The organism is Allobosea sp. NPDC055353 (genome assembly GCF_053644975.1).
The window spans coordinates 40,936-63,067 of the sequence record NZ_JBSHMC010000003.1 but is presented as its reverse complement, the minus strand read 5'-3'; the positions used below and the strand labels follow the sequence as shown (position 1 = coordinate 63,067).

The 22,132-nt window shown below is 68.3% G+C and carries 17 protein-coding genes; 12 read left to right on the top strand and 5 right to left on the bottom strand.

The genetic code is table 11. The annotated features are described in order from the left end of the window. The first annotated feature begins 152 nt into the window (after positions 1-152). The 5 genes from ACWIEX_RS20835 (at position 153) to trxA (ending at position 8,541) form a co-directional block, all read left to right on the top strand. Complete coding sequence (locus tag ACWIEX_RS20835) at positions 153-860, top strand: nucleotidyltransferase family protein (RefSeq protein ID WP_454035259.1); 708 nt, start codon at positions 153-155, stop codon at positions 858-860. After that, complete coding sequence (addB, locus tag ACWIEX_RS20830) at positions 853-3,960, top strand: double-strand break repair protein AddB (RefSeq protein WP_454034871.1); 3,108 nt, start codon at positions 853-855, stop codon at positions 3,958-3,960. Before ACWIEX_RS20835 ends, addB begins: the two co-directional genes overlap by 8 nt. Then, positions 3,957-7,448: a double-strand break repair helicase AddA gene (gene addA / locus ACWIEX_RS20825; protein ID WP_454034870.1), complete on the top strand. Its 3,492-nt coding sequence runs from the start codon at positions 3,957-3,959 to the stop codon at positions 7,446-7,448. The genes addB and addA overlap by 4 nt, the downstream gene beginning before the upstream one ends. After that, complete coding sequence (locus tag ACWIEX_RS20820; protein WP_454034869.1) at positions 7,445-8,104, top strand: DUF1345 domain-containing protein; 660 nt, start codon at positions 7,445-7,447, stop codon at positions 8,102-8,104. The genes addA and ACWIEX_RS20820 overlap by 4 nt, the downstream gene beginning before the upstream one ends. Before the next feature lie 116 nt (positions 8,105-8,220). Continuing rightward, positions 8,221-8,541, top strand: a complete 321-nt coding sequence (gene trxA / locus ACWIEX_RS20815; protein WP_061971781.1) for a thioredoxin — start codon at positions 8,221-8,223, stop codon at positions 8,539-8,541. Between the two features lie 78 nt (positions 8,542-8,619). Here trxA and ACWIEX_RS20810 read toward each other — a convergent pair whose 3' ends face one another. Further along, entirely contained in the window at positions 8,620-9,006 is a 387-nt protein-coding gene (locus ACWIEX_RS20810; RefSeq protein WP_061971783.1) for a DoxX family protein, read from the bottom strand. A 258-nt stretch (positions 9,007-9,264) separates the two neighbouring features. Between ACWIEX_RS20810 and ACWIEX_RS20805 the strand changes: the two genes are divergently transcribed. Then, entirely contained in the window at positions 9,265-11,427 is a 2,163-nt protein-coding gene (locus ACWIEX_RS20805) for a transglycosylase domain-containing protein (RefSeq protein WP_454034868.1), read from the top strand. Positions 11,428-11,643: 216 nt separating this feature from the next. Here ACWIEX_RS20805 and ACWIEX_RS20800 read toward each other — a convergent pair whose 3' ends face one another. From ACWIEX_RS20800 to ACWIEX_RS20790, 3 genes are read right to left on the bottom strand one after another with little or no spacing between them, the layout of a single operon-like run. Continuing rightward, the gene (locus ACWIEX_RS20800; RefSeq protein ID WP_454034867.1) at positions 11,644-12,849 is read right to left on the bottom strand and encodes a multidrug effflux MFS transporter; all 1,206 of its coding nucleotides are present in this window, start codon (positions 12,847-12,849) and stop codon (positions 11,644-11,646) included. A 56-nt stretch (positions 12,850-12,905) separates the two neighbouring features. Next, positions 12,906-13,574, bottom strand: a complete 669-nt coding sequence (locus ACWIEX_RS20795; RefSeq protein WP_454034866.1) for a glutathione S-transferase family protein — start codon at positions 13,572-13,574, stop codon at positions 12,906-12,908. Continuing rightward, positions 13,571-14,755, bottom strand: a complete 1,185-nt coding sequence (locus ACWIEX_RS20790) for a diaminopropionate ammonia-lyase (RefSeq protein WP_454034865.1) — start codon at positions 14,753-14,755, stop codon at positions 13,571-13,573. Before ACWIEX_RS20790 ends, ACWIEX_RS20795 begins: the two co-directional genes overlap by 4 nt. 104 nt (positions 14,756-14,859) lie before the next feature. Here ACWIEX_RS20790 and ACWIEX_RS20785 point away from each other — a divergent pair, with 104 nt between their 5' ends. Together ACWIEX_RS20785 and ACWIEX_RS20780 are read left to right on the top strand one after the other, a co-directional pair. After that, complete coding sequence (locus tag ACWIEX_RS20785; RefSeq protein ID WP_454034864.1) at positions 14,860-15,339, top strand: Lrp/AsnC family transcriptional regulator; 480 nt, start codon at positions 14,860-14,862, stop codon at positions 15,337-15,339. Between the two features lie 115 nt (positions 15,340-15,454). After that, positions 15,455-17,245, top strand: coding sequence for a chloride channel protein (locus ACWIEX_RS20780; protein WP_454034863.1), 1,791 nt, complete (start codon positions 15,455-15,457; stop codon positions 17,243-17,245). Positions 17,246-17,254: 9 nt separating this feature from the next. Here ACWIEX_RS20780 and ACWIEX_RS20775 read toward each other — a convergent pair whose 3' ends face one another. Beyond that, complete coding sequence (locus ACWIEX_RS20775; RefSeq protein ID WP_454034862.1) at positions 17,255-17,770, bottom strand: haloacid dehalogenase; 516 nt, start codon at positions 17,768-17,770, stop codon at positions 17,255-17,257. Positions 17,771-17,893: 123 nt separating this feature from the next. On the opposite strand from ACWIEX_RS20775, the gene ACWIEX_RS20770 reads away from it, so the two are divergent. The 4 genes from ACWIEX_RS20770 to ACWIEX_RS20755 all read left to right on the top strand — a co-directional run bounded on the left by ACWIEX_RS20770 (position 17,894) and on the right by ACWIEX_RS20755 (position 21,992). After that, positions 17,894-19,009, top strand: a complete 1,116-nt coding sequence (locus ACWIEX_RS20770) for an ABC transporter ATP-binding protein (RefSeq protein ID WP_454034861.1) — start codon at positions 17,894-17,896, stop codon at positions 19,007-19,009. Between the two features lie 15 nt (positions 19,010-19,024). Next, positions 19,025-20,155: an ABC transporter substrate-binding protein gene (locus tag ACWIEX_RS20765; protein ID WP_454034860.1), complete on the top strand. Its 1,131-nt coding sequence runs from the start codon at positions 19,025-19,027 to the stop codon at positions 20,153-20,155. A gap of 188 nt (positions 20,156-20,343) precedes the next feature. Beyond that, a complete protein-coding gene (locus ACWIEX_RS20760; RefSeq protein WP_454034859.1) occupies positions 20,344-21,180 on the top strand; it encodes an ABC transporter permease in 837 nt (278 codons plus the stop codon). Then, positions 21,177-21,992, top strand: a complete 816-nt coding sequence (locus ACWIEX_RS20755) for an ABC transporter permease (RefSeq protein ID WP_061971798.1) — start codon at positions 21,177-21,179, stop codon at positions 21,990-21,992. Before ACWIEX_RS20760 ends, ACWIEX_RS20755 begins: the two co-directional genes overlap by 4 nt. Positions 21,993-22,132 lie beyond the last annotated feature (140 nt).

Genomic DNA, 22,132 nt, shown 5'->3' with positions numbered 1-22,132 from the left:
TCTGCCGCCCCTGGATTGCTTCGCTACGCTCGCAATGACGGTGAGACAGACGCGAGCGCCGTTGGTATCCGATCGCAATCCGCTCTAGTCTCAAGCCGATCACTACGGAGATTCGCGTGACCACAACCGCTTCGCCGCCGATCCGCCGGGCGATGGTGCTGGCGGCCGGGCTTGGTCAGCGCATGCGCCCGATCACCGACACGCTGCCGAAGCCGCTGGTCAGGATCGGCGGCAAGGCGATGCTCGACCATATGCTCGACCGGCTGGCCGAGGCCGGCGTCGAGGAAGCGGTCGTCAACGTCCACCATCTCGCCGGGCAGGTCGAGGCGCATCTCGTGGATCGCATCCGCCCCCGCATCACCATCTCGGACGAGCGCGCGGAGCTGCTGGAGACCGGCGGCGGCGTCCGGAAAGCGCTGCCATTGCTGGGTGCCGCGCCCTTCTTCCACGTCAATTCGGATGCGCTCTGGCGCGAGACCGGCCGGCCCGCGATGAAGGCGATGGCGGCCGCCTGGGACCCCGGTCGGATGGACATGCTGCTGCTGCTCGCCGATCGCGAAACCAGCCTTGGCTTCGATGGCGCCGGCGATTTTGTCCTGGCCGATGACGCCCGCCTGTCCCGCCGCGGCAGCGCCGCGAGCGCGCCTCACATCTATGCCGGCGTCGCGATCCTGAAGCCGGAGCTCTTCGCCGATACGCCGGAAGGGCCGTTCTCGCTCAACCTGTTGTTCGACCGTGCCATCGCGCGCGGCCGCCTGTTCGGCGAACGGCTGGAAGGCCGCTGGCTGCATGTCGGCACGCCCGACGCGATCGCGCCGGCCGAGGCCGCCTTCGCCACCGCCCAGCCGGTCGATGCCTGAGCTCAACCTGTTCAGCATCCCGGCCGGCGCGCCCTTTCTGGAGGTGCTGGCGCAGGCGATGCTCGACGGGCGGCTGGGGCCGGTCCACGACCCCGCCGACCCTGCCGCAATGGCCCGCACAACGCTCTACCTGCCGACGCGCCGCGCCGCCCGCGCCTTCGCCGCGATCCTCGCCGGAAAGCTCGGCGGGCGGCCGCTGCTGCTGCCGCGCATCGTCCCGCTCGGCGATGTCGACGAAGCCGAAACGGCGCTGATCGGCGCCGGCGCCTGGGCAGAAGAGCGCGTCTCGCCGATCGCCCCGCTCGAACGCCGCATGCTGCTGACGCGGCTGGTCGATGCCTGGGGCCGCAGCGCCAATCGCAGCCATCTCAAGCTCGATCCGGCCGAGCCGGCACTGGTGCCGGCGACGCTGGCCGAGGCCTATGGGCTCGCCGGCGATCTCGCCGCCCTGCTCGACCAGATGCAGACCGAAGGCGTATCGGTCGAACGGCTCGCATCGCTCGATGCCGCCCGTTTCGATCGCGTCTGGCAGCTCAATGCGGGCTTTCTTGCCATTCTCGGCGAGGCCTGGCCCGAAATCCTGGCCGAGCGCGGCGCCTGTGACCCCGCCGCCTTCCGCAACCGCATGCTTGCGGCCGAGCGCGACAGGCTGGTCGGCGGCGGGGCGAGCGGGCCGATTGTCGCCGCCGGCTCGACCGGCACGGTTCCAGCCACAGCGCGGCTGCTCGCGACCATCGCCCGGCTCCCGAACGGGGCGGTGGTTCTGCCCGGTATCGATCTCGGACTGGAGGCTCGCGCCTGGGATGCGATCGCGAAGGAGCCGGCCCATTCGCATCCGCAGGCCGCCCTGCATCATCTGATGGGGACGCTCGAAGCGGATCGCGACGATGTTCGTGAGCTGGCGCTTCCCGATGCCGCGCGTGAGGCCCGCGCCGCGCTGCTGCGCGAGGCGATGCTGCCGGCCTCGGTCACCGAGCTCTGGTCCGATCTTGGCGCGCGCGTCCCCGAGCCGATGGCGGCGGAGGGCTTCCAGGGCTTGCGCGTCGTCGAGGCCGCCGATGAGCGCGAGGAGGCGCTGATCGTCGCCATCGCCCTGCGCGAGACGCTGGAGCGGCCGGGCGCCCATGCGGCCCTGGTGACGCCGGATCGCGGCCTCGCCGAGCGCGTCGCCGTCGAGCTCAGGCGCTGGGGCGTGGAGGTCGACGATTCCGCCGGCCTGCCGCTCGGGCGTTGGCCGGCGGGCTCGCTGCTGCGCCTGATCCTCGATGCCGTGCTGGCCGAGATGGCGCCGGTCGCGCTTGTGCCGCTGCTCGCCCATCCGCTCTGCCGGCTGGGGCTTGGCCGCGCGGCGCTGACACACGGCGCTGCCGCGCTCGATATCGGGACATGGCGTGGCCAGGCGGTGGGCCGGGGGATGCCGGGGCTGGAAGTCGCGCTCGCAAACTGGGAGGCGATCCGCAAAAGCGGGCATGTTCCGCAGCCGCGCAAGCGATTGGTCGCCGAGGATCAGGCTGCCGCGGCCAAGGTGCTGCACGCGCTCGGGTCAGCAAGCGCATCCTTGCGCGATGCGTTCAGTGCCGACGTGCCGTCATTGGCCGCCGTCGTCGCCGCGGCGCGCGAAGCTGTCACCGTTTTCAGCATGAGCGAGGCGGGCACCCCGCTCGCCTTCGTCGGCCCGGATGGCGAGGCGCTCTCCGGGCTCTTCGACGATCTCGCCGCCACTGAGGCCATCATGCCGGCGGGCGGCACGGCGCGGGATTTCGTCGGCATCCTCGACGGCCTGCTGGCGGAGACCGTGGTGAAGCGGGGGTCGCCGGGCCATCCGCGCGTCGCGATCTGGGGTCTGCTCGAAGCACGCCTGCTCGAGGCCGATCATGTCGTGCTCGGAGGCCTGAACGAGACCGTCTGGCCACCGCAGACCACGACCGATTCCTTCATCAACCGGCCGATGCGGGCCGAGCTCGGCCTGTCGCCGCCGGAGCGGCGCGTCGGCCAGACCGCGCATGATTTCGTCATGGCGGCGCTGGCGCGGCAGGTGACGCTGACGCGCCCGCGCAAGGCCGGCGAGGCCGAGACCATCGCCTCGCGCTTCTGGCAGCGCCTGCAGGCGGTGACGCCACAGCCGGTCTGGGCGGAAGCCGTCGACGAGGGCGCGAAGCTGCGGGGTTTGGCCGGCGTCCTCAGCGCTCCTGCTGACGCTAAACCGATCGGCCGCCCGGCGCCGCGCCCCCCGCGCGATCTTCAGCCGCTCTCGCTCAGCGTCACCGAGGTGGAGACGCTCTATCGCGACCCCTATCAGATCCATGCCCGCAAGATCCTGAAGCTCGACGCGCTCGATGATCTCGTGGCGGACCCGACCGCGCAGGATCGCGGCAAGCTGCTGCATGGCATCGTCGAGGAATTCACCAAGACCTATCCCGAAGGCCTGCCGGCCAATGCGATGGGGCCGCTGGTCGAGATCGGCACGCGGCTTTTCCGCGCCTATGACGACGTGCCCGAGGTCAAGGCTTTCTGGTGGCCGCGCTTCCTGCTGACGGCCGGCCATTTCATCCGCTGGGAGGAGGGCCGCCGCAGCGATATCGGCCGTATCGGCGTCGAACTCTTCACGGCCGCGAGCTTCCCGCTCGCCGATGGCAGCGAATTCCGCTTGAGCGGCAAGGCCGACCGGATCGAGCTGACGCGCACGCCTTCGCTGCGCATCGTCGATTTCAAGACGGGGGCGCCGCCCTCCAAGAAGCAGGTCGAGAAGGGCTTTGCCCCGCAATTGACGCTGGAAGCCGATCTGGCGGCGCGCGCCGGCTTCAAGGGGCTGGCCGGGCCTTTGCCGGTCGATGACGTGCTCTATGTCAAGCTCCACCACGATCCCAAGGGCTGGGGTACGAGCGCGCCGCTCAAGTTCGGCGACGAGTCCCTGGCCGATGTCGCTGCGCGCCATCTCGAACGCCTGCTCGAATATCTGGATGCCTTGCGCTCGGGCCGCGAGCCCTTCGTCTCGCGCCGCGCGCCCGACTATATCCGCTATGCCAGCCCCTACGATCATTTGGCCCGCGTCAAGGAATGGTCGGCGGCGCCCGGCGGTGACGAAGGGGGCGAGGCATGAAGCCCGGCTGGATCGTCCCGTCGCTGACCAACCAGCGCCAGGCGCAGGCGGCCGATCCCGGCCTCTCCGCCTGGGTCTCGGCCAATGCCGGCTCGGGCAAGACCCATGTGCTGGTCAACCGTGTGCTCAGGCTGCTGCTCGACGATGTCACGCCCGGCCGGATGCTCTGCATCACCTATACCAAGGCGGCCGCCGCCAACATGGCGAACCGCATCTTCAAGGCGCTGAGTGCCTGGGCGACGCTCTCGGACGAGGCGCTCGGCCGCGAGCTGACGAAGCTCACCGGTAGCACGCCGACGATCGCCGAGCGCGCCAAGGCGCGCCGCCTCTTCGCGCAGGCGCTGGAGACGCCGGGCGGCCTGCGCATCGAGACGATCCACGCCTTTTGCACCCGCGTGCTTCAGGCAGCCCCGTTCGAGGCGAATGTGCCGCCGCGCTTCGAGGTCGCCGACGATCTGGCGCAGGCCGAGATGCTGCGCGCCGCACGCCGCGAACTGCTCGCCCTCGTGGCTGCCGAACCGAACGGCCCGGAAGCGCGTGCACTCGATCTCCTTGCGAGGCTCGCGGCGCAGGACAGTTTCGAGACGATGTTTCAGGAGGCGCTGCGCCAGCGCGCGCTGTTCAGCGACGAGAACGGCCGCGCCCGCGATCCCGAGGCCGTGAAGGCCGGCATCGCCGCCTTCCTCGGTATCCCGCCGGATCTGCCGGCCGACGCGATCAGGACCCGCTTCCGCGCCGATCTGGCGGCGTTGCCGGGGTTGCGGGCCCTGATTGAGGCGCTTCAGGCGGGCAGCGCCACGCGCCAGAATTTCGCGGCAAACCTGCGCACCCTGCTCGCCGGGCAGGATGACGGCGACCCCGTCGGCTTCTGCCGGCGCGGCTTCATCACGGCCGAGGGCACGATCAACGCCAATATCCGCGGCAAGGGCAAATCCGAATTCGACGGCGCCTTGCTGTTGGCGCTGGAGGACCTCGCCACCCTCCTGCTCGGCGCCGCCGAGCAGTTGAACGCCGTCGCGATCCGCGACCGCAGCGCGGCGCTCGCCCTGCTGGTGACGCGCATGCTCGCGTCCTACCAGCGCCAGAAGAACCTGCGCTCGCTGCTCGATTATGACGACCTGATCGCGCGCACGCGCTCGCTGCTGGAGCGGGTCGAGGCCGCCTGGGTGCTCTACAAGCTCGATGCCGGCATCGACCACATCCTGCTCGACGAGGCGCAGGACACCGGCGAGGCGCAATGGGCGATCCTGCGCAAACTGGCGGAAGAGTTCACGGGCGGGGACGATCTCCGGGCGAAGCCGCGTACCATCTTCGTCGTCGGCGACGAGAAGCAGTCGATCTACGGCTTCCAGGGAGCCGCACCCGCCGTCTTCGGCGAGGAGCGCCGGGCGCTGGAGAGGCGCATTCGGGCGGCGAAGCGGGATTTCGAGGCGATCAGCCTGAATACCTCCTTCCGCTCGGCGCCCGACATCATGCAGGCGGTCGATGCCGTCTTCGCCTTGCCGGAGCACGCGCGCGGCCTCGTCTTCGACGGCGCGACGCGCCCGGAAATCCACGACACGGTGCGCCGCAATGCGCCGGGAACTGTCGATATCTGGCCGCTCGCCGCCAACGATACCGGCGAGCCGCCCGATGCCTGGACCACGCCGGTCGACGCGCCCGAGCGGCGCAGCGGCACGGTGAAGCTCGCCGAGCGCATCGCCCGCACCTTGCGGCGCTGGCACGACGCTGGCCGCGACGATCTCGGTCATCCCTTCGCGGCCGGCGACGTCATGATCCTGCTGCGCCAGCGCGGCGCGCTGTTCGAGGCGATCGTCAAGGCGCTCAAGGATGCCGGCGTCCCCGTTGCCGGCCGCGATCGTTTGACGCTGGCCGAGCACCCGGCTGTGGAGGATCTCGTCGTGCTCGGCCGCGCCCTGCTGCTGCCCGACGATGACCTGACGCTCGCCACCGCGCTCAAGACGCCGCTGATCGATCTCGACGACGACGATCTCCTGCGCCTCGCGCCCGGTCGCAAGGGCTCGCTGCGCGCCGCTCTACAAGAAGCCGCAGCGGAAGAGCCGCGCTACGCCGCCGCCGAGGCGAAGCTCGCCCACTGGACGCGCGAGGCGGGGCGTTGCGGTCCGTTCCGTTTCTTCGCCGATCTGCTCGGCCCCGGCGGTGGACGCAACCTCGCCCTTGCCCGGCTGGGCGCCGAGTCCGGCGATGCGCTCGACGCCTTCCTCAACGCCGCACTCGATCACGAGCGCCGCTATGGCCCTTCGCTCGCCGGGTTCCTCCAGCATGTCGCCGGCAGCGCCGCCGATGTGAAGCGCGATCTCTCGGCCAGCGCCGGCGAGGTCCGTGTCATGACCGTGCATGGTTCGAAGGGGCTGGAGGCGAAGATCGTCATCCTCGCCGATCTCGGGCCTGAGCCCGGTGCGAGGCGCCTGCCGAAGATATTGGCTGTGCCGACGCCGCGGGGCGAGCTCGTGCCACTCTGGCCGCCGGCGTCTGCCGAGGACGTCAGGGCCACCACCGATGCCAAGGCCGTGGTGGTCGCGCAGATGGTCGAGGAGCACCACCGCCTGCTTTATGTCGCGATGACCCGCGCCGAGGATCGCCTGATCGTCTGTGGCGCGCAGCCCAAGGGCGAGGCGCCGGCGGGCAGCTGGTACGCGATGATCGAACAGGGCCTGATGCAATCGGAAGCCGGCCTGAAGCTTCTGGGCGAGGGTGAAGCGACGACGCTGCGCTTCATGGTCTCGGCGCCGTCGCAAGCGGAGGCGAAGTCCCGGCCAGAGGGCGGGCCGGCTTCCCTTCTCGTCCCGCCTTGGCTGTCCGAGCGGGTCGCGCGCGAGGCCGAGCCCTTGCCGCCGCTGAAGCCGTCGGGCGCGCTGGCTGCGGCCGATGGCGAGGAGCGGCCGGGCGACGGTCCTTTCCTTGCCGCGGCCGCGGCGGCCGGCCGGCTGGCGCATTTGCTCCTGCAGGTCCTGCCGGGCGTTCCCGAGGCGCGCCGTCCGGCGACGGCTGAGGCCCTGGCGCAGGCGCGCGGCGGAGCCCTGCCGCCCAAAAGGCGGGCAACCATCGTCACGGACGCCCTGCATCTGCTGGCCGCTCCGGCGCTGGCCGGGCTCTTCGCCCCGGATGCCCTGGCGGAAGTACCCGTCGCGGGTTCGATCCGCCTCGCGGATGGCGAGGCGCGGGCCGTCTCGGGGCGGATCGATCGGCTGGCGGTGACCGCCGAAAGCGTCGTCGTCGCCGATTTCAAGACCACGGCCCGGCCACCGCGCGAGCTCGATGCGATCCCGGCCACCACGATCGCCCAGCTTGCCGCCTATGCCGCGCTGATGCGGGAGATCTATCCGGGGCGGGAGGTACGGGCGCTGGTGATCTATACGGCGAGCCTCGCCTGTTTTGAACTGGATGCCGGCCGCCTCGACGCCGCGCTTGCGACCCTGGCGGCCGCCGCGAGCCCCGCTTCCGCCCAGGGGGCGTTCCCGCCATGAAATTCGTGCCGCATTCCCTCGCCCTGCGCCCGCGTCTGTTGATCTCTCTGGCGGCGGGAGCCTCGCTCGCCATGCTGTTGCCGGGCGACTGGCGCTGGGCGACGCGCCTGCTGGTCGCCTGGGATGCTGGCGCCGTCCTTTATCTCGGCCTGCTGGCGGCGACGATGTTCACGGAGACGGTCGATCAGATCCGGGCGCGGGCGGAGCAGCAGGACGAGGGTGCCGTCGCCATCCTCGTCATATCCTGCCTCGCGGCGACGGCAAGCCTTGCGGCCATCGCGGTCCAGCTCACCGGCATCGGGGCGGTGCCGGCGGCTGAGCGCGGCGCCCATCTCGCGCTCGGCGGCGTCACGATCCTGTGTTCCTGGACGTTGCTGCACGCCTTCTTCACCCTGCACTATGCCGGCATCTATTATCGCGGCGGCAAGACCGAGCCCTGCCTCGATTTTCCCGGCAGCGGCCTGCCGGACTATGTCGATTTCCTGTATTTTTCCTGCACGATCGGCTGCACCTCGCAGACCTCGGATGTCGGCGTGACCACGCGCCGCGCGCGCGGCGTCGTGCTCGTGCATTCGGTCCTGGCCTTCGTCTTCAATACCTCGATCCTGGCGATGGCGATCAATGTCGGGGCGAGCCTGGTCTCGGGCGGGTCGTGACGCGCCGGCTTCACCTCCGCCCTGCGGTGCACGCGCCTTGACCGGAGGGGCCGGCGTTCATAGCTTCGCTGGCGAAGGGCGACGATGCCGCCCATGGATTCGAAAGGCAGCCAGTCATGGCAACGAGCAAGGTAACCGACGCGAGCTTCGAGGCCGATGTCCTGAAGTCGTCCGAGCCGGTCGTGGTGGATTTCTGGGCGGAATGGTGCGGTCCCTGCCGCATGATCGGCCCGGCGCTCGAGGAAATCGCGACCGAGCTCGGCGGCAAGGTCAAGATCGTCAAGATGAATGTCGACGAAAATCAGCAGATTCCGGCCCAGTTCGGCATCCGCTCGATCCCGACCCTGATGCTGTTCAAGGACGGCAAGCTCGCTTCCCAGAAGGTCGGCGCTGCCCCCAAGAGCGATCTCTCGCGCTGGATCTCCGCGGCGGTCTGATCCGCCTGCTTCAGGCATGAAAAAAAAGGCCCGCTTCCGTGAGGAAGCGGGCCTTTCGTCGTTATGCGCCGCCGGATGTCAGTTCTTGCGGGAATCGAGCGCGAATGCGCCGGGACCGGCAGTCGCGATGTAGAGGAAGATGAAGCAGAACAGCATCGCCGCCTCGCCGCCGTTCAGTAGCGGGTAGAAGCCCTTCGAGCCATGAGCCATCCAGTAGGCGACGGCCATCAGTCCGGAGAGAACGAAGGCGGCCGGCCGGGTGAAGAAGCCGACGAGGACGAGCGCGCCGCCGACGATCTCGATCACGCCGGCGGTCCAGGGCAGGCTCATGGCGGAGGGCAGACCCCAGGACGGAGCAGCGGGGAAGCCGAACAGCTTCTGCGTGCCGTGCGAGATGAAGCTCAGCGCGGCGAAGATGCGAAGCAGGCCGAGTGCATAGGGCTGGAAGCGCGACAGAAACTGCATGCGGTGGTCCTTGGTTGGGGATAGCTGCTGATGGCTCAGGTGTTCCGGCTTCGGGTTCTAGGCGAGCCCCCTGATTTTGCGCAATATCCCGGAAGATGACGATTCCGTTTGCGTGTTTGCAAGTTCGATCACGTTTGCGCGACGGCTGTGTCTCTGCCGCCGCACTGCACGCTTTACGAACCCTTAAAAGCGCCATGTTTGAATCCTGTGTGACCTGACCGCATTGCGATGCGGCATGGCGGCCGAAAACGGGGCAGGATGAACGACCGGATTGCACGAGGCGAGCGGCGCGAGCCCTCCTTTGGATATGAGCGTGGCGAAGGCCATGTGGACGGTGACATGCGCCTTTCTCCAGACGATCGCCCCTCGCGTTTCCGGAACGCTCCGGCACAGCCCGAGCCCAGCCGGCAGCTCCGCAACCCGCCCAAGCGTGGCAGCAAGCGTAGCGGTGGCGGCGGTGGGGGCAAGCGTCGTGGCCGGCATCGCCGCCGCTCGTTCCTCGGCGGGCTGTTCTACTGGACGATGGTGCTCGGCCTCTGGTGCGTCATCGGCCTTGGCGGGCTCATCGCCTATCACGCCTCGCAATTGCCGCCGATCGACCAGCTCACCGTGCCGAAGCGGCCGCCGAACATCGCGATCCTCGCCGCCGACGGCTCGCTCCTCGCCAATCGCGGCGAGACCGGCGGGCGCACCGTCACCATCGGCGAGATCCCGCCCTATCTGCCGCGGGCCTTCGTCGCGATCGAGGACCGGCGCTTCTACGAGCATTTCGGCATCGACCCGATCGGCATCACCCGCGCGCTCGTCACCAACCTGCGCGGACGCGGCGTGGCGCAGGGCGGCTCGACCCTGACCCAGCAGCTCGCCAAGAACCTGTTCCTGACGCAGGAGCGTACCGCCGCCCGCAAGATCCAGGAGGCGATCCTGGCGCTCTGGCTGGAGCGCACCTACACCAAGGACCAGATCCTCGAGCTCTACCTGAACCGCGTCTATTTCGGTTCCGGCGCCTATGGCGTCGAGGCTGCCGCGCAGCGCTATTTCAACAAGTCGGCGCGCTCGGTGACGATCGCGGAGGCGGCGATGCTCGCCGGCCTCGTCCAGGCGCCGTCGCGCCTGGCGCCCAACCGCAATCCCGAGGCGGCCGAGAAGCGCGCCCAGCTCGTCATCGCCGCGATGGCCGACCAGGGCTTCATCACGCAGGATGCGGCCAAGACCGCGCTGACGGCGCCGGCCGAGGTGCCGGAGCGCGTCGGGGCGGGCTCCGTCAACTACGCCGCCGACTACGTCATGGACGTGCTCGACGACTTCATCGGCGCGGTCGACGGCGATGTCACCGTCCTCACCACGATCGATTCGAAATTGCAGGCGTCGGCCGAGACGATCCTGGTCGATGCGCTGTCTGCGCAGGGCGCCAAGCTGAACGCGTCGCAGGGCGCGGTTGTCTCGCTCGCGCCCGACGGGGCGATCCGCGCCCTGATCGGGGGCCGCGACTATACGAAGAGCCAGTTCAACCGCGCCACGGCGGCGCGCCGCCAGCCAGGCTCGTCCTTCAAGCCCCTCGTCTATCTCACGGCGATGGAGAAGGGCCTGACGCCGGACACCATCCGCGACGACGCCCCGGTCTCGATCAAGGGCTGGGAGCCGGAGAATTATTCGCGCAAGTATCGCGGCCCGGTGACGTTGGCGACGGCGATGCAGCATTCGCTCAACACGGTCGCCGCTCGGCTGATCCAGGAGGTGACACCCAAGGAGGTCGTCCGCACCGCCCAGCGCCTCGGCATCACCTCGGCCCTGCAGCCGAACCTGTCGCTGGCGCTCGGCACCTCGGAGGTGACGCCGCTGGAGATGACCGCGGCCTATGCGACCTTCGCCAATGGCGGCCAGTCGGTGCTGCCCTATGTCATCCGAGAGGTGCGCCAGACCACTGGCAAGGTCGTGTATGCCCGCAAGGCAACGAGCCTCGGCCAGGTCATCCAGCCGCAATATCTCGCGATGATGGATACGATGTTCACCGGCGTGATGAACGGCGGCACCGGCAGCAAGTTCAACATCCCGGGCTGGCAGGTCGGCGGCAAGTCCGGCACGACGCAGGATTACGGCGACGCGTGGTTCGTCGGCTTCACCGCCAAGCTCGTTACCGCCGTCTGGGTCGGCAACGACGACAATTCGAAGATGAAGCGCGTCACCGGCAGCGGCCTGCCCGGCGAAATCTGGGGCAAGTACATGAAGGCCGCCCATGCCGGAGCGCAGCCGATTCCGTTGCCCGGTGGCTTCTGGCAGGGCGCGCCGCGGCCGCTCGATCTGGGCGCGCCGGTTGCCGATGCCCGCCAGCCGGAGGCGCCCCCGCCGACCAGCGACCGTGCCTGGGTGCCGCCGGCGCCACAGGAGAAGAACTTCTTCGAGCGTCTTTTCGGCGGCTGACATCGAGGCGCCGCCGGCGCTGGGCTGGAGGAGCTTCGCGCCGCCTTGTCATTCCGGGGCTTCGCGTAGCGAAGAACCCGGAACCCACGACCGGGTGAGCCGCCTGCAACCGAACACCTTATGTCTCACCCCGTCGTGGGTTCCGGGTTCGCGCCGTTGGCGCGCCCCGGAATGACAAGAGGTATCGTTCCTGGCCGGAAACGATCCGACGGTTGTCTACACTGCCTCGCTCTTCGCCGCCCGGATGCCTCGTGTCGCGCTGAACAGGACGAGGGCAGCGACGCCCAGCGCCGACATCACCAGAGGCAGAGGCAGCGCGGCGTTCTTCAGGAGATGCCCGACGAGCAGCCCGACGCAGGCCGAGAGCAGCATCTGGCACAGCCCGTTGAAGGAGGAGGCCGCGCCCGCCCGATCGGGGAAGGGCATCATCGCCGAGGCCTGGGCCTGCGGCATGGTCAGCCCGACGCCGCAGGCATAGAGCGCCATCGGCACGACGACGCCGGCAGGCCCGCCGAATCCGGTGAGCACCCCGACCAGCATGGCAAGTCCGCCGCTGGCGAGGCAGGCGACGCCGATCGCGATGACCCCGTCCATGCCGCGCCGCCCGACCAGCCGCTGGGCGATGATCGTGCCGGTGATGTAGCCGAGCACGCCGAAGCCGAAGGAGAAGCCGTATTCGACCGGCGTCAGCCCGTAGACGCCGATCAGCACGAAGGACGAGCCCGAGATGAAGGCGAAGAGCCCGGCATAGGCCAGCGCCGTCAGCGCGACATAGACCCGGAAGGCGCGGTTGTGCAGCAGCGTACCGAAGCCCTTGAAGATGCTGACGAGGGACAAGGGCTGCGGCGAGCGCGCCCGCAAGGTCTCCGGCATCAGCGTGGCGATGACGATGGCGAGGACCAGCGCAAAGGCGAGCGAGGCGAGGAAGGTCGAACGCCAGCCGAAGGCGACCTGCAGCACGCCGCCGATTACCGGCGCGACCGCCGGCACCAGTCCCATGATCATGCCCATCCGGGCGAGTTCGCGGCCGGCGCGCGGCCCGTCATAGAGATCACGCACCATGGCGCGGCCGAGCACGATCGGGCCCGATGCCCCGAGCGCCTGGAAGGCCCGTGCCAGCGTCAGTGCGCCGATCGAAGGCGCGAACGCGCAGGCCAGCGTCGCGACCCCGAAGAGAGCAAGGCCCGCGAGCAGCACCGGCCGGCGTCCAAGTCTGTCGGAGAGCGGCCCCCAGAAGATCTGCCCGGCGGCGAAGCCGAACAGGAACGAGGAGAGCGTCGCCTGCGCGCCGGCGACATCGGTCTCCATCACCCGCGCGATCTCCGGCAGGGAAGGCAGGTAGAAATCGGTCGAGAGGGGCCCTAGCGCCGTCAGCATGGCGAGGACGGCGGTCATCGCCAGCGTATCGGGACGAAGCTTCATGCACGGCCTCCGGCGCAGCCGGAAGGGCCGCGCTGCCCTGCTACGACGTCAGCGGCTCATCCGGCAATGGCTTGTGCCTGCGGCTGGTCCTGCGTCTCGCCGTGATAGGCGGTCGCCCGCATCGAGGGGCGCTGCGAGAACGTCTCGTACCAGCGCGCCAGCCTCGGCCGTCCGATCCGGAAATCCGGGAGGTCGCGGAACTCCAGCCAGGCGAGCGCCGTCGCCAATCCGATATGGCCGATATGCACGGGCTCATCGAAGCTCTCGTTGCGCTCCAGCACGTCGAAGCTCTCCACGAGCTTGGCCGTCTGTCCCTCTTGAAGAGGCGGGTAGCGCAGGTGCTCCGGGCGTCGCAGCGTTTCCCAGCGCAGCGCGATCCCGGCATCGCAGAGCCCCTGCGCGATCGCATGCAGGCGCAGTGCCTGCCAACGGGCCTTGCCGTCGGCCGGGATCAACCGGCGCCCGCCATGAAGCCCGTCGAGATAGTCGCAGATCACCAGCGAGTCGAAGATCGCGCCGGCTTCCGGCGTGATCAGAACCGGCACCTTGCCGAGCGGATTGACTGCGAAGATCTCGGGGTTGCGGTTGGTCGGGCTCGTCTCCTGGTCGATGATCGCGAGCCGCTCGACGATTCCCGCCTCATGCGCGAAGACGATGGTCTTGCGCGCATAGGGCGAATGGCTCTGCGAATGCAGCGTCAATCGCTCGGTGGCTTGCAGGGTCATGCGACCTCCTCCGGCTTCAGCCCGACGAGCTCGGCATAGCGCGCCGGATCGGTCGCGCCTTCGGTATTGACGAGAAACACGCGAGAATTGCTGTCGAGCTTCAGCGCCGCACGGGCCTGTGGGTCGCGCAAGACCGCTAGCAAGCCGGCGAATCCCGCTCCGCCGCTTTCGCCGGCGACGATCGCAGGGTCGCCTGCGCTCGGACGGGCGAGGCGGTTCATCGCCTCGACGGCGTCGGAATCCTCTGCCGTCATGAAAGCGTCCGCCGCGCGGTAGAGCACGCGCAGCGCCAGCGGCGAGGGATCGTAGCATTCGAGCATCGCCATCACGGTCGGTGCGCCATGCGGGATCTTGCCGGGCCTGCCGTTCTTGGCCGCCTCGAAGATGCAGGCAGCGCGGGATGGCTCGACCACCGTGAAGAAGGGCCGCTCGTCGCCAAAGCTCGTCTGCATCTGCGCGGCGAGCGCGGCGGCGATGCCGCCGACGCCGGCCTGCACGAAGACATGTGTCGGCCGTTCCGGCATCTGCGCCAACCCCTCGCGGGCGATCGCGGTATAGCCCTGCATGACCAGCCCCGGGATGCGCTCATAGCCGTCCCAGGAGGTGTCGGAGACGATGGTCCAGCCGCGCTCGGTCGCGACGCGGGCCGCCTCGACGACGGAATCGTCATAGGTGCCGTCGACGCGGATCATCTCGGCGCCGAAGCGGGCGATGGCCGCGACGCGCTCGTCGCTGACGCCGCCATGCACGAAGATCACGGCCTTGGCGCCGAGCAGTTGCGCGCCCTGCGCCACCGAGCGTCCATGGTTGCCGTCGGTCGCGCAGGCGAAGGTCATGCCGGCCGCCGCCGCGCGGACAGCGGGATCGTTCATGTCGGCATCGGCGAACTGCCGGCCGAGCTTTTCGGAAGCCGCTTCGAGCGCAAGTCGGATCACAGCATAGGCGCCGCCGAGCGCCTTGAAGCTGCCGAGCCCGAGGCGCTGACCCTCGTCCTTGATGAAGAGCGCCCCGATGCCGAGCGCGGCGGCGAGGCCCGGCAGGCTGTGCAGCGGCGTCGGCACATGGTTCGGCCGCTCGGCCAGATGCGCCGTGATCGCGTCGGCGCCGGCCGGCCCGAGAGTCTCGACATCCTCCGGATGCGGGGCGGAGCGGTAATCCGGATGATGATTGAGCAGGAACATGGCGGCCTCGTCTGGCTGGGTTGCCTGAATGGATATTGCATCCCAAGTGAAAAAGGCGCTGGATTTACCCGCTGCCCTTGCAAGTTTCTCTCTCGGGATGAGGCATGGCCGAGCCGACCGCTCATCAACTCGACGCTTTCGACCGTGCGATCCTCGCGATCCTCCAGCAGGACAACACCACGCCGCAGCGGGTGATCGGCGAGCGCGTGAATCTCTCTGCGCCGGCCGTGCAGCGTCGTATTCGTCGCATGGAGGCGACCGGCGTCATCCGCGCCAATGTCGCGGTGGTCGATCCCGCCGCGCTCGGCCATCCGATCACGCTCTTCGTCGAGATCGAACTGGTCAGCGAGACCGCCCCCGATATCGATGCGGCCAAGAGCGCTTTCCTCGCCGCGCCGGAGGTGCAGCAATGCTATTACGTCACCGGCGAGGTCGATTTCATGCTGGTCGTGCTGGTGCCGAGCATGGCGGCCTATGAGGCGCTGACGCGGCGCCTGTTCTTCGCCAATCCCAATATTCGCAAGTTCCGCTCCTTTGTCGCCATGGACCGGGTCAAGACGGGCTTGGCAGTCCCGATTTCGTAACCGCCCTGCGGCAGGGGCGGGGCTGCTATCGCCGAGCCGTCTTGTTCCGGCCGCTGCGATATGCGACCGCGAACGGACGTGACGAACGAGCCTGACGGGCCTTGCCGTGATCACCGTGAAAGCCACAGAAACGCCGGCCGGGACAGGCGATGCGCCGCAGGGCTGGCGCGCGCTCGTCCGCTCCAGCGAGATCGGCATCGTGGTGCTGGCCTGCGTGGTCGGGGTCCTAGCCGGGCTTGTGGTGCTGGCGATGTCGTTCACGACCCAGCTCCTGCACGAGGTGATCTTCGGGCTGCCGCATACGCAGCGGCTCTCGATCACGACCACGATCCCGACCTGGCGCGCGCTCGCAGGGCCGGTTCTCGGCGGCCTCGTCATCGGCTGCGCCTCCTGGCTGTTCTTCCGGCGTCGCAAGCAGCCGATCGATCCGATCGAGGCCAATGCCCTGCATGGCGGGCGCATGTCCTTCCGCGACAGCGTCTTCGTCGCGCTGCAGACCATGGGCTCCAGCGGCGCGGGCGCCTCGGTCGGACTCGAAGCCGGCTACACGCAGGCTGCCAGCGGGCTCGCCTCGCATATCGGCCGGCGGCTGCGCCTGCGCCGCGCGGATATGCGCCTGATGGTCGGCTGCGCCGCCGGCGGCGCCATCGGTGCCGCCTTCGATGCGCCCCTGACCGGCGCCTTCTATGCCTTCGAACTGATCCTGGGCAGCTATTCGATCGCGGCCTTCGTGCCGGTGATGGCCGCGACTTTCATGGCGACCGTGACCCATAGCGTGCTTGCACCCGCGCTCCTCGCGATCGAGGTCCCGCCGATCGGACTGATCACGGTGGCCAACCTGCCTCTGGTCGTCATGCTCGGCGCCACCTGCGGGCTCGTCGGCATCGTCGTGATGCGCGCCGCCGCCTTCGTCGAGGCGGGGTTCAGGCGCTCGCGGATCCCGACCTGGCTCCGGCCCGCCTTCGGTGGCCTCGTCGTCGGCGCGCTGGCGGTCTGGAACCCGTCCGTGTTTTCGGCCGGCCACGGCGCGATCAATCTCTATCTCGGCATCGATGCCAGCCTCACGCTGTTCGCGCTGGTGCTCGTCGCCAAGGCGCTGGCCTCCTCGGTCTCGATCGGCTCGGGCTTTCGCGGCGGTCTGTTCTTCGCCTCGCTGCTGCTCGGCGTGCTGACAGGCCGCCTCTTCATCGGCGTGCTGACGCTCGCCTTCCCCAACCTCGCCGGGCACGAGACGCTGTTTGCGCTGGTCGGGATGAGTTCGCTCGCGGTCTCGGTCGTCGGCGGTCCGATGACGATGACGCTGCTCGCGCTCGAGATGACCGGCGATCTCAAGCTGACGCTTGCGGTCGTCGGTGCAGCCGGCGCGGCCTCGCTGGTGACGCGGCGTCTCTTCGGCTTCTCCTTCGCGACCTGGCGCTTCCACCTGCGCGGCGAGAGCATCCGCGGCGCTCACGATGTCGGCTGGATGCGCGATCTCACCGCCGGCAGCATGATGCGCATCGAGGTGCCGAAGATCGCGGCCGATGCCAGCATCGCCGAAGCCCGGCTGAAATATCCGCCGGGATCGACCAATTACCTCGTCGCCGTCGGCGCGGGCGATGCCTATGCCGGCATGGTGCCGCCCGGTGCGCTCTACGAGCCCGATCCGGCACTGGATGAGGAGGCGGCCGCGGAGCCCGCGCCGCGCACCGTGCGCCATCTCCTGCGCAACCCGGACCGGATGCTGCTCGCCGACATGTCGGTGCGCGACACGCTGAAGCTGTTCGAGGCGGCCGAAAGCGAGGCACTGCCCGTGGTCGCCGATCGCGACAGCCGCCGCCTCGTCGGCATTCTCAGCGAGGCGCATGCGATCAAGCGCTACAGCGACGAGGTTAGCCGCCGCAATCGCGAGCTGACCGGGGAATAGTTCGAAGGCTCAGGCCGAACGCAGCGCGGCGCTCGCCACGACCTGCCAGTCGGCGATCGGCACGTCCTGTCCGGAGGTCACGATACCGATCCGGTCGAAGCGGATGGCACGGCCGGCGAGGCGAGCATCGATCTCGGCGATAGCCGCAGCTTTCGCAGCGGCCTCGACCGGCCCGTAGAGCAGCGAGACATGCGGCATGAAACTCGCGAAGCCCTCGGGATCGAGCGCCTGCTTCAGCTTCGCCAATGCTGGTGAGACGGCGAAACGGGCATAGAAAGAGCGGAAATAGGCATCGCTGCCTTCGACGATGGAGACGGGTTCCGAGAAGTCCTCGATTGCGCTGGCAGCAGCCATGATCGCGCGCTCCAGCGCGACAGGCGTCGTCTCGGTGTCGCCCTGCAATGTCAGGTGCGGGGCGAAGAGAGGCGTGCCGAAGCGGCCGGACAGGTCGCCGACGATACCGGCCAGCATCGCTTCGTCGGCGGGGGCCGGCATCAGCCAGAGAGAATGAATCCGCACTGTCATCCGAGTTTCACAAAGCTCTTGCATAGACTGCGCCCCGTGCGTAACGTTTATTTCAACTGAGCCGGCGATGGAAGAAATATTCCATTGTCAGGCGATAAGAGCAGAACCGGGGGAGTAGGCGCCTTGCAGCCGGAAACGCAAGCCAGAGCGGGCAGCGGCGCAGCCATCGGCGTGCGCGGTCTCAAGGTCGCCTATGGCGGCACGCGTGTGCTGCACGGCATCGATCTCGACTTTACCCCCGGCAGCTTCACCGCGCTTCTCGGCTCCTCCGGCTGCGGCAAGACCACGCTGCTGCGCTCGCTCTCCGGTTTCGTTCCGGTCGAGGAAGGCTCGATCGTCGTCGGCGGCAAGGATGTCGCCGGACTGCCACCGGAAAAGCGCGGCATGGCCATGGTCTTCCAGTCCTATGCGCTCTGGCCGCATATGACCGTGCTCCAGAATATCGGCTACGGCCTGAAGCTGCGCGGCAAGTCCAAGGCGGAGATCGCCGCCAAGGTAGGCCAGATGCTGGGCTTTCTCGGCCTTGCCGGCTATGAGGACCGCAAGGTCACGGCCCTCTCCGGCGGCCAGCGCCAGCGCGTCGCGCTCGGCCGGGCGCTCGCGATCGATCCCGGCATCCTTCTGCTCGACGAGCCGCTCTCCAATCTCGACGCCAAGATCCGCATGGTGATGCGCCACGAGATCCGCGCCATCCAGCAGCGGCTCGGCCTCACCGCGGTCCACGTCACCCATGATCGCGAGGAAGCCATGACCATGGCCGACCGGCTGGTGATCATGCAGGCTGGCCGGGTCGCCCAAGTCGGCACGCCCGAGGAGGTCTATGACCGCCCGGCCAGCGCCTTCGTCGCCAATTTCATGGGCGCGGAGAACGTCCTGCCGCTCAAGATCGCACGCAGCGAGGGCCTGGCTTCCATCACCGCCGACGCGGCCCGCGCCACGCTCGCGGACGCCGCTGGAGCGGCTTTGCCGAACGGCGAGGCGCTTGCCTATTTCCGCGACGATGTCGCGAGTCTCGACGCGCATGACGCGGTGGCTGCGAGCGGCGATCTCGTCGTCCCCGGCACCATCGCCGCGCGCGCCTATCCCGGTGGCATCTACCGCTACAAGGTGGAGGCCGCCGGACGCCAGATCACGGTCGACGATACCGGCCGTCACGAACTCGGAACCAAGGTTGGGCTGCGCATTCCGCTGCAGCGCCTTCACATCTTCCCGGCGACCGAGGCCGGGATCGCCGCCTGACAGGGAGTCAGACCCATGCGCATCATCACGCTTGCCTGCTCGCTTGCCGCGCTGATCGTGGCATCGCCGCTATCCGCGCAGACCCTCAACGTCGCCTCCGCCGGCGACCAGAACATGGTCGACTACGTCAAGGATTATCTCGGGCCGATGTTCGAGAAGGCCCATCCCGGCGTGAAGGTCGTCTCGGTCGGCACCGGCCCGGGCGATGCCGGCTCGCAGAAGATCTACGAGAAGCTCGACGCCCAGAAGGGTGCGGCCTCGACCGATTTCGACGTGCTCGTCATCCACCAGAAGGCCGCCGGCCAGATGGTCAAGGAAGGCCTGCTCAACAAATACACGGCCAATGTCGAGTCGGCCAAGCTCGCGACCAGCGACTCCGCGAAGAATTCGCTCGGCACCGATGTCAGCGGCTTCGTCATCCCGATGTTCCAGTCGCAGACCGCGCTCGCCTACAATGCCGACATGGTCAAGACGCCGCCGGCGACTTTCGCGGAACTCGCCGACTGGGTGAAGAAGAACCCCAAGCAGTTCGGCTATAATGGCATCAAGGGCGGCATGTCCGGGGTCTCCTTCGTCGCCGGCTGGGTCTATGCTTTCGGCGGCGACGCCGAGAAGCTGATGAAGGGCCCCTATGACGCGGCCACCAAGACGACCTGGGACAAGGCCTTCGCCGACCTCAAGGCCTTCAATGCCAATGTCGTCATCACCCCCGGCAATGCCGGCACGCTCGACATGCTGAACCGCGGCGAGATCGCGATCGGCCCGGTCTGGGTCGACATGTTCTATTCCTGGCAGGCCGACGGCAAGCTGCCGCCGAACATGAAGCTGAAGCTCGTCTCGCCCGGGATGCCCGGCCAGCCGATGTATTACGCGGTCCCGGAGAAGTCGGCTCAGAAGAAGCTGGCCGAGGCCTTCATCGCGCTTGCGACCTCGCCGCAGGTGCAGGCCGACGGCATCGTCAAGAAGTTCAACTGGTATCCGGGCATCGACGCCAAGAACCTCGAAGGCAAGCTCGACAAGGCTGCCTGGGACAAGCTCTTCACCGATGTCACCCCGGCCGAGCTCGCCAAGAACGGCAAGCCCTTCCCGATCGCGCCCTATTTCAACGACATCCTCGAGGGCTACGAGAAGAAGGTCGCGAACTGAGGTTCGCCTGACGGGATGATGCGGAGAAACACCGTGTCATCCCGGGCGCAGCGGAGCGCAGTCCCGGGATCCAATCCGGAACGGTTCAGGCATGGATCCCGGATCGGCGCCGCTGACGCGGCTTGTCCGGGATGACCTCGCGGTTCCGGATATCCAGTCACCACCCATCGCGGAGAGCGCCGCTCGCCATGAGCTTTTCCCAACGCAATCTTGCCCTGCTGCTGATCGCACCCGGCCTTGCGCTGGTCGCGGCGCTGTTTCTCTATCCGCTCTGCTTCTCGCTGATCTCCGCCTTCACTGGGCCCGAAGGCGGCTTCTCGCTGCAGGCCTTCGGCAAGGCCTGGGAACTCTATTCCGGCGACGTCGTCTTCACCGTCATCATCGTTCTGTCTTCCTGCCTGCTGACGGGGCTTGCCGCTATCGTCATTGCCGGCACGCTGACGCTTGGCGAGAACCGTTACATCGTCGGCACGCTGAAGGCGCTCTATCGCTGGCCGCTCTTCATCCCCTTCATCGTCGCGGCGCAGTGCATGCGCACCTTCCTCGCCAAGAACGGGCTGATGAACAACACCTTCGTCTCGCTCGGGCTGATGGAGCCGCTGCAGGCGATGAGCTTCCTCGATTGGCGCGGCATCATCGCGACCTTCGTCTGGAAGCAGACGCCCTTCGTCGCACTGCTGCTCGCCGGCGCGCTCGCCGCGCTCGACCGTGCCACGCTGGAGGCGGGCCGCAATCTCGGGGCATCGCGGATGCGCGTCCTCGTCGAGCTCGCCCTGCCGCAGGTCATGCCGCAGCTCCTCGTCGCGCTCGTCCTCTCCTTCGTGACGATGCTCTCGGTGCTCTCGGTGCCGATGATGGTCGCGGGCTCGCAGCCGACCATGCTGACCGTCGACATGGCCTTTCGCATCAACGCCTATGGCGACTACGCCACGGCCAACGCGCTTGGCGTCATCACCTATCTGATCTCGGCTGGCGCAGCGATCATCTATCTCAAGCGCGGCATGGCGAAGGAGAACGCGCCATGATCCGCGCCGTCTCAGGCCTGCGCATGGTGCTGGCAGCCTTTGCGCTCGCGGCCTTCGCCTTCTTCCTGATCGGGCCGCTGGTCAACCTGGCGCTCTGGTCGGTCGCCGAGCGCTGGTACACGCCCTACAAGCTGCCGGTCGTCTACGGCACGCGCTACTGGGAGCAGGTCTTCCGCCCGACCGGCGACGCCATGGCCTCGCTCGGCACCTCGGTCTGGATCGCGGTGCTGACGGTTCTCGTCGCGCTCGCGCTTTCGATCCCGGCCGGCTACGCGCTGGCGCGATTGAAGCTGCCGGCGCGCGCCTTCTTCATGGTGCTGTTCCTGCTGCCGCAGGCCTTCCCGTCGGTCGCGATCTACATCAACGTCGCCCGCGTCTTCTATTCGCTGGGGATCAACGGCACCGTCTTCGCCGTCGTGCTCGTCCATGCTGCGCACGGCCTCGTCTATTCCGTCTGGATCGCGGCCGCCGCCTTCGCTGCCGTCGACAAGGATCTCGAGCTCGCCGCCCGCAATATCGGTGCCTCGCCGCTCAAGGCCTTCTTCTCGGTGACGCTGCCCTTGGCGGCGCCCGGCATCATCGCCAGTGGCATCTTCGTTTTCCTGGAATCGCTCGACGAGTTCACCGGCACCTTCTTCGTTGGCGTGCCCCAGGTCACGACCCTGCCGCTCCTGCTCTACAGCGCGGCGATGGGCGGCAACTACCAGGTCGCCTCGATCACGGCGCTGATCCTGCTCGTGCCCTCGGTGCTGTTCATGCTGTTCATCGAGCGCTTCCTGCGCGCCGACGTGCTCGCCAAGGTCGGCGCCTGATTTCAACTGACTGGAGCGTGCTGATTTCACGCGGAAACACGCGGTCATCCCGGGCTTGACCCGGGATCCATCGTAGAACGTTGCGCCCTTCGATGAATTCCGGATCGGCGCCGCGTCGCGGCTTGTCCGGAATGACGGCG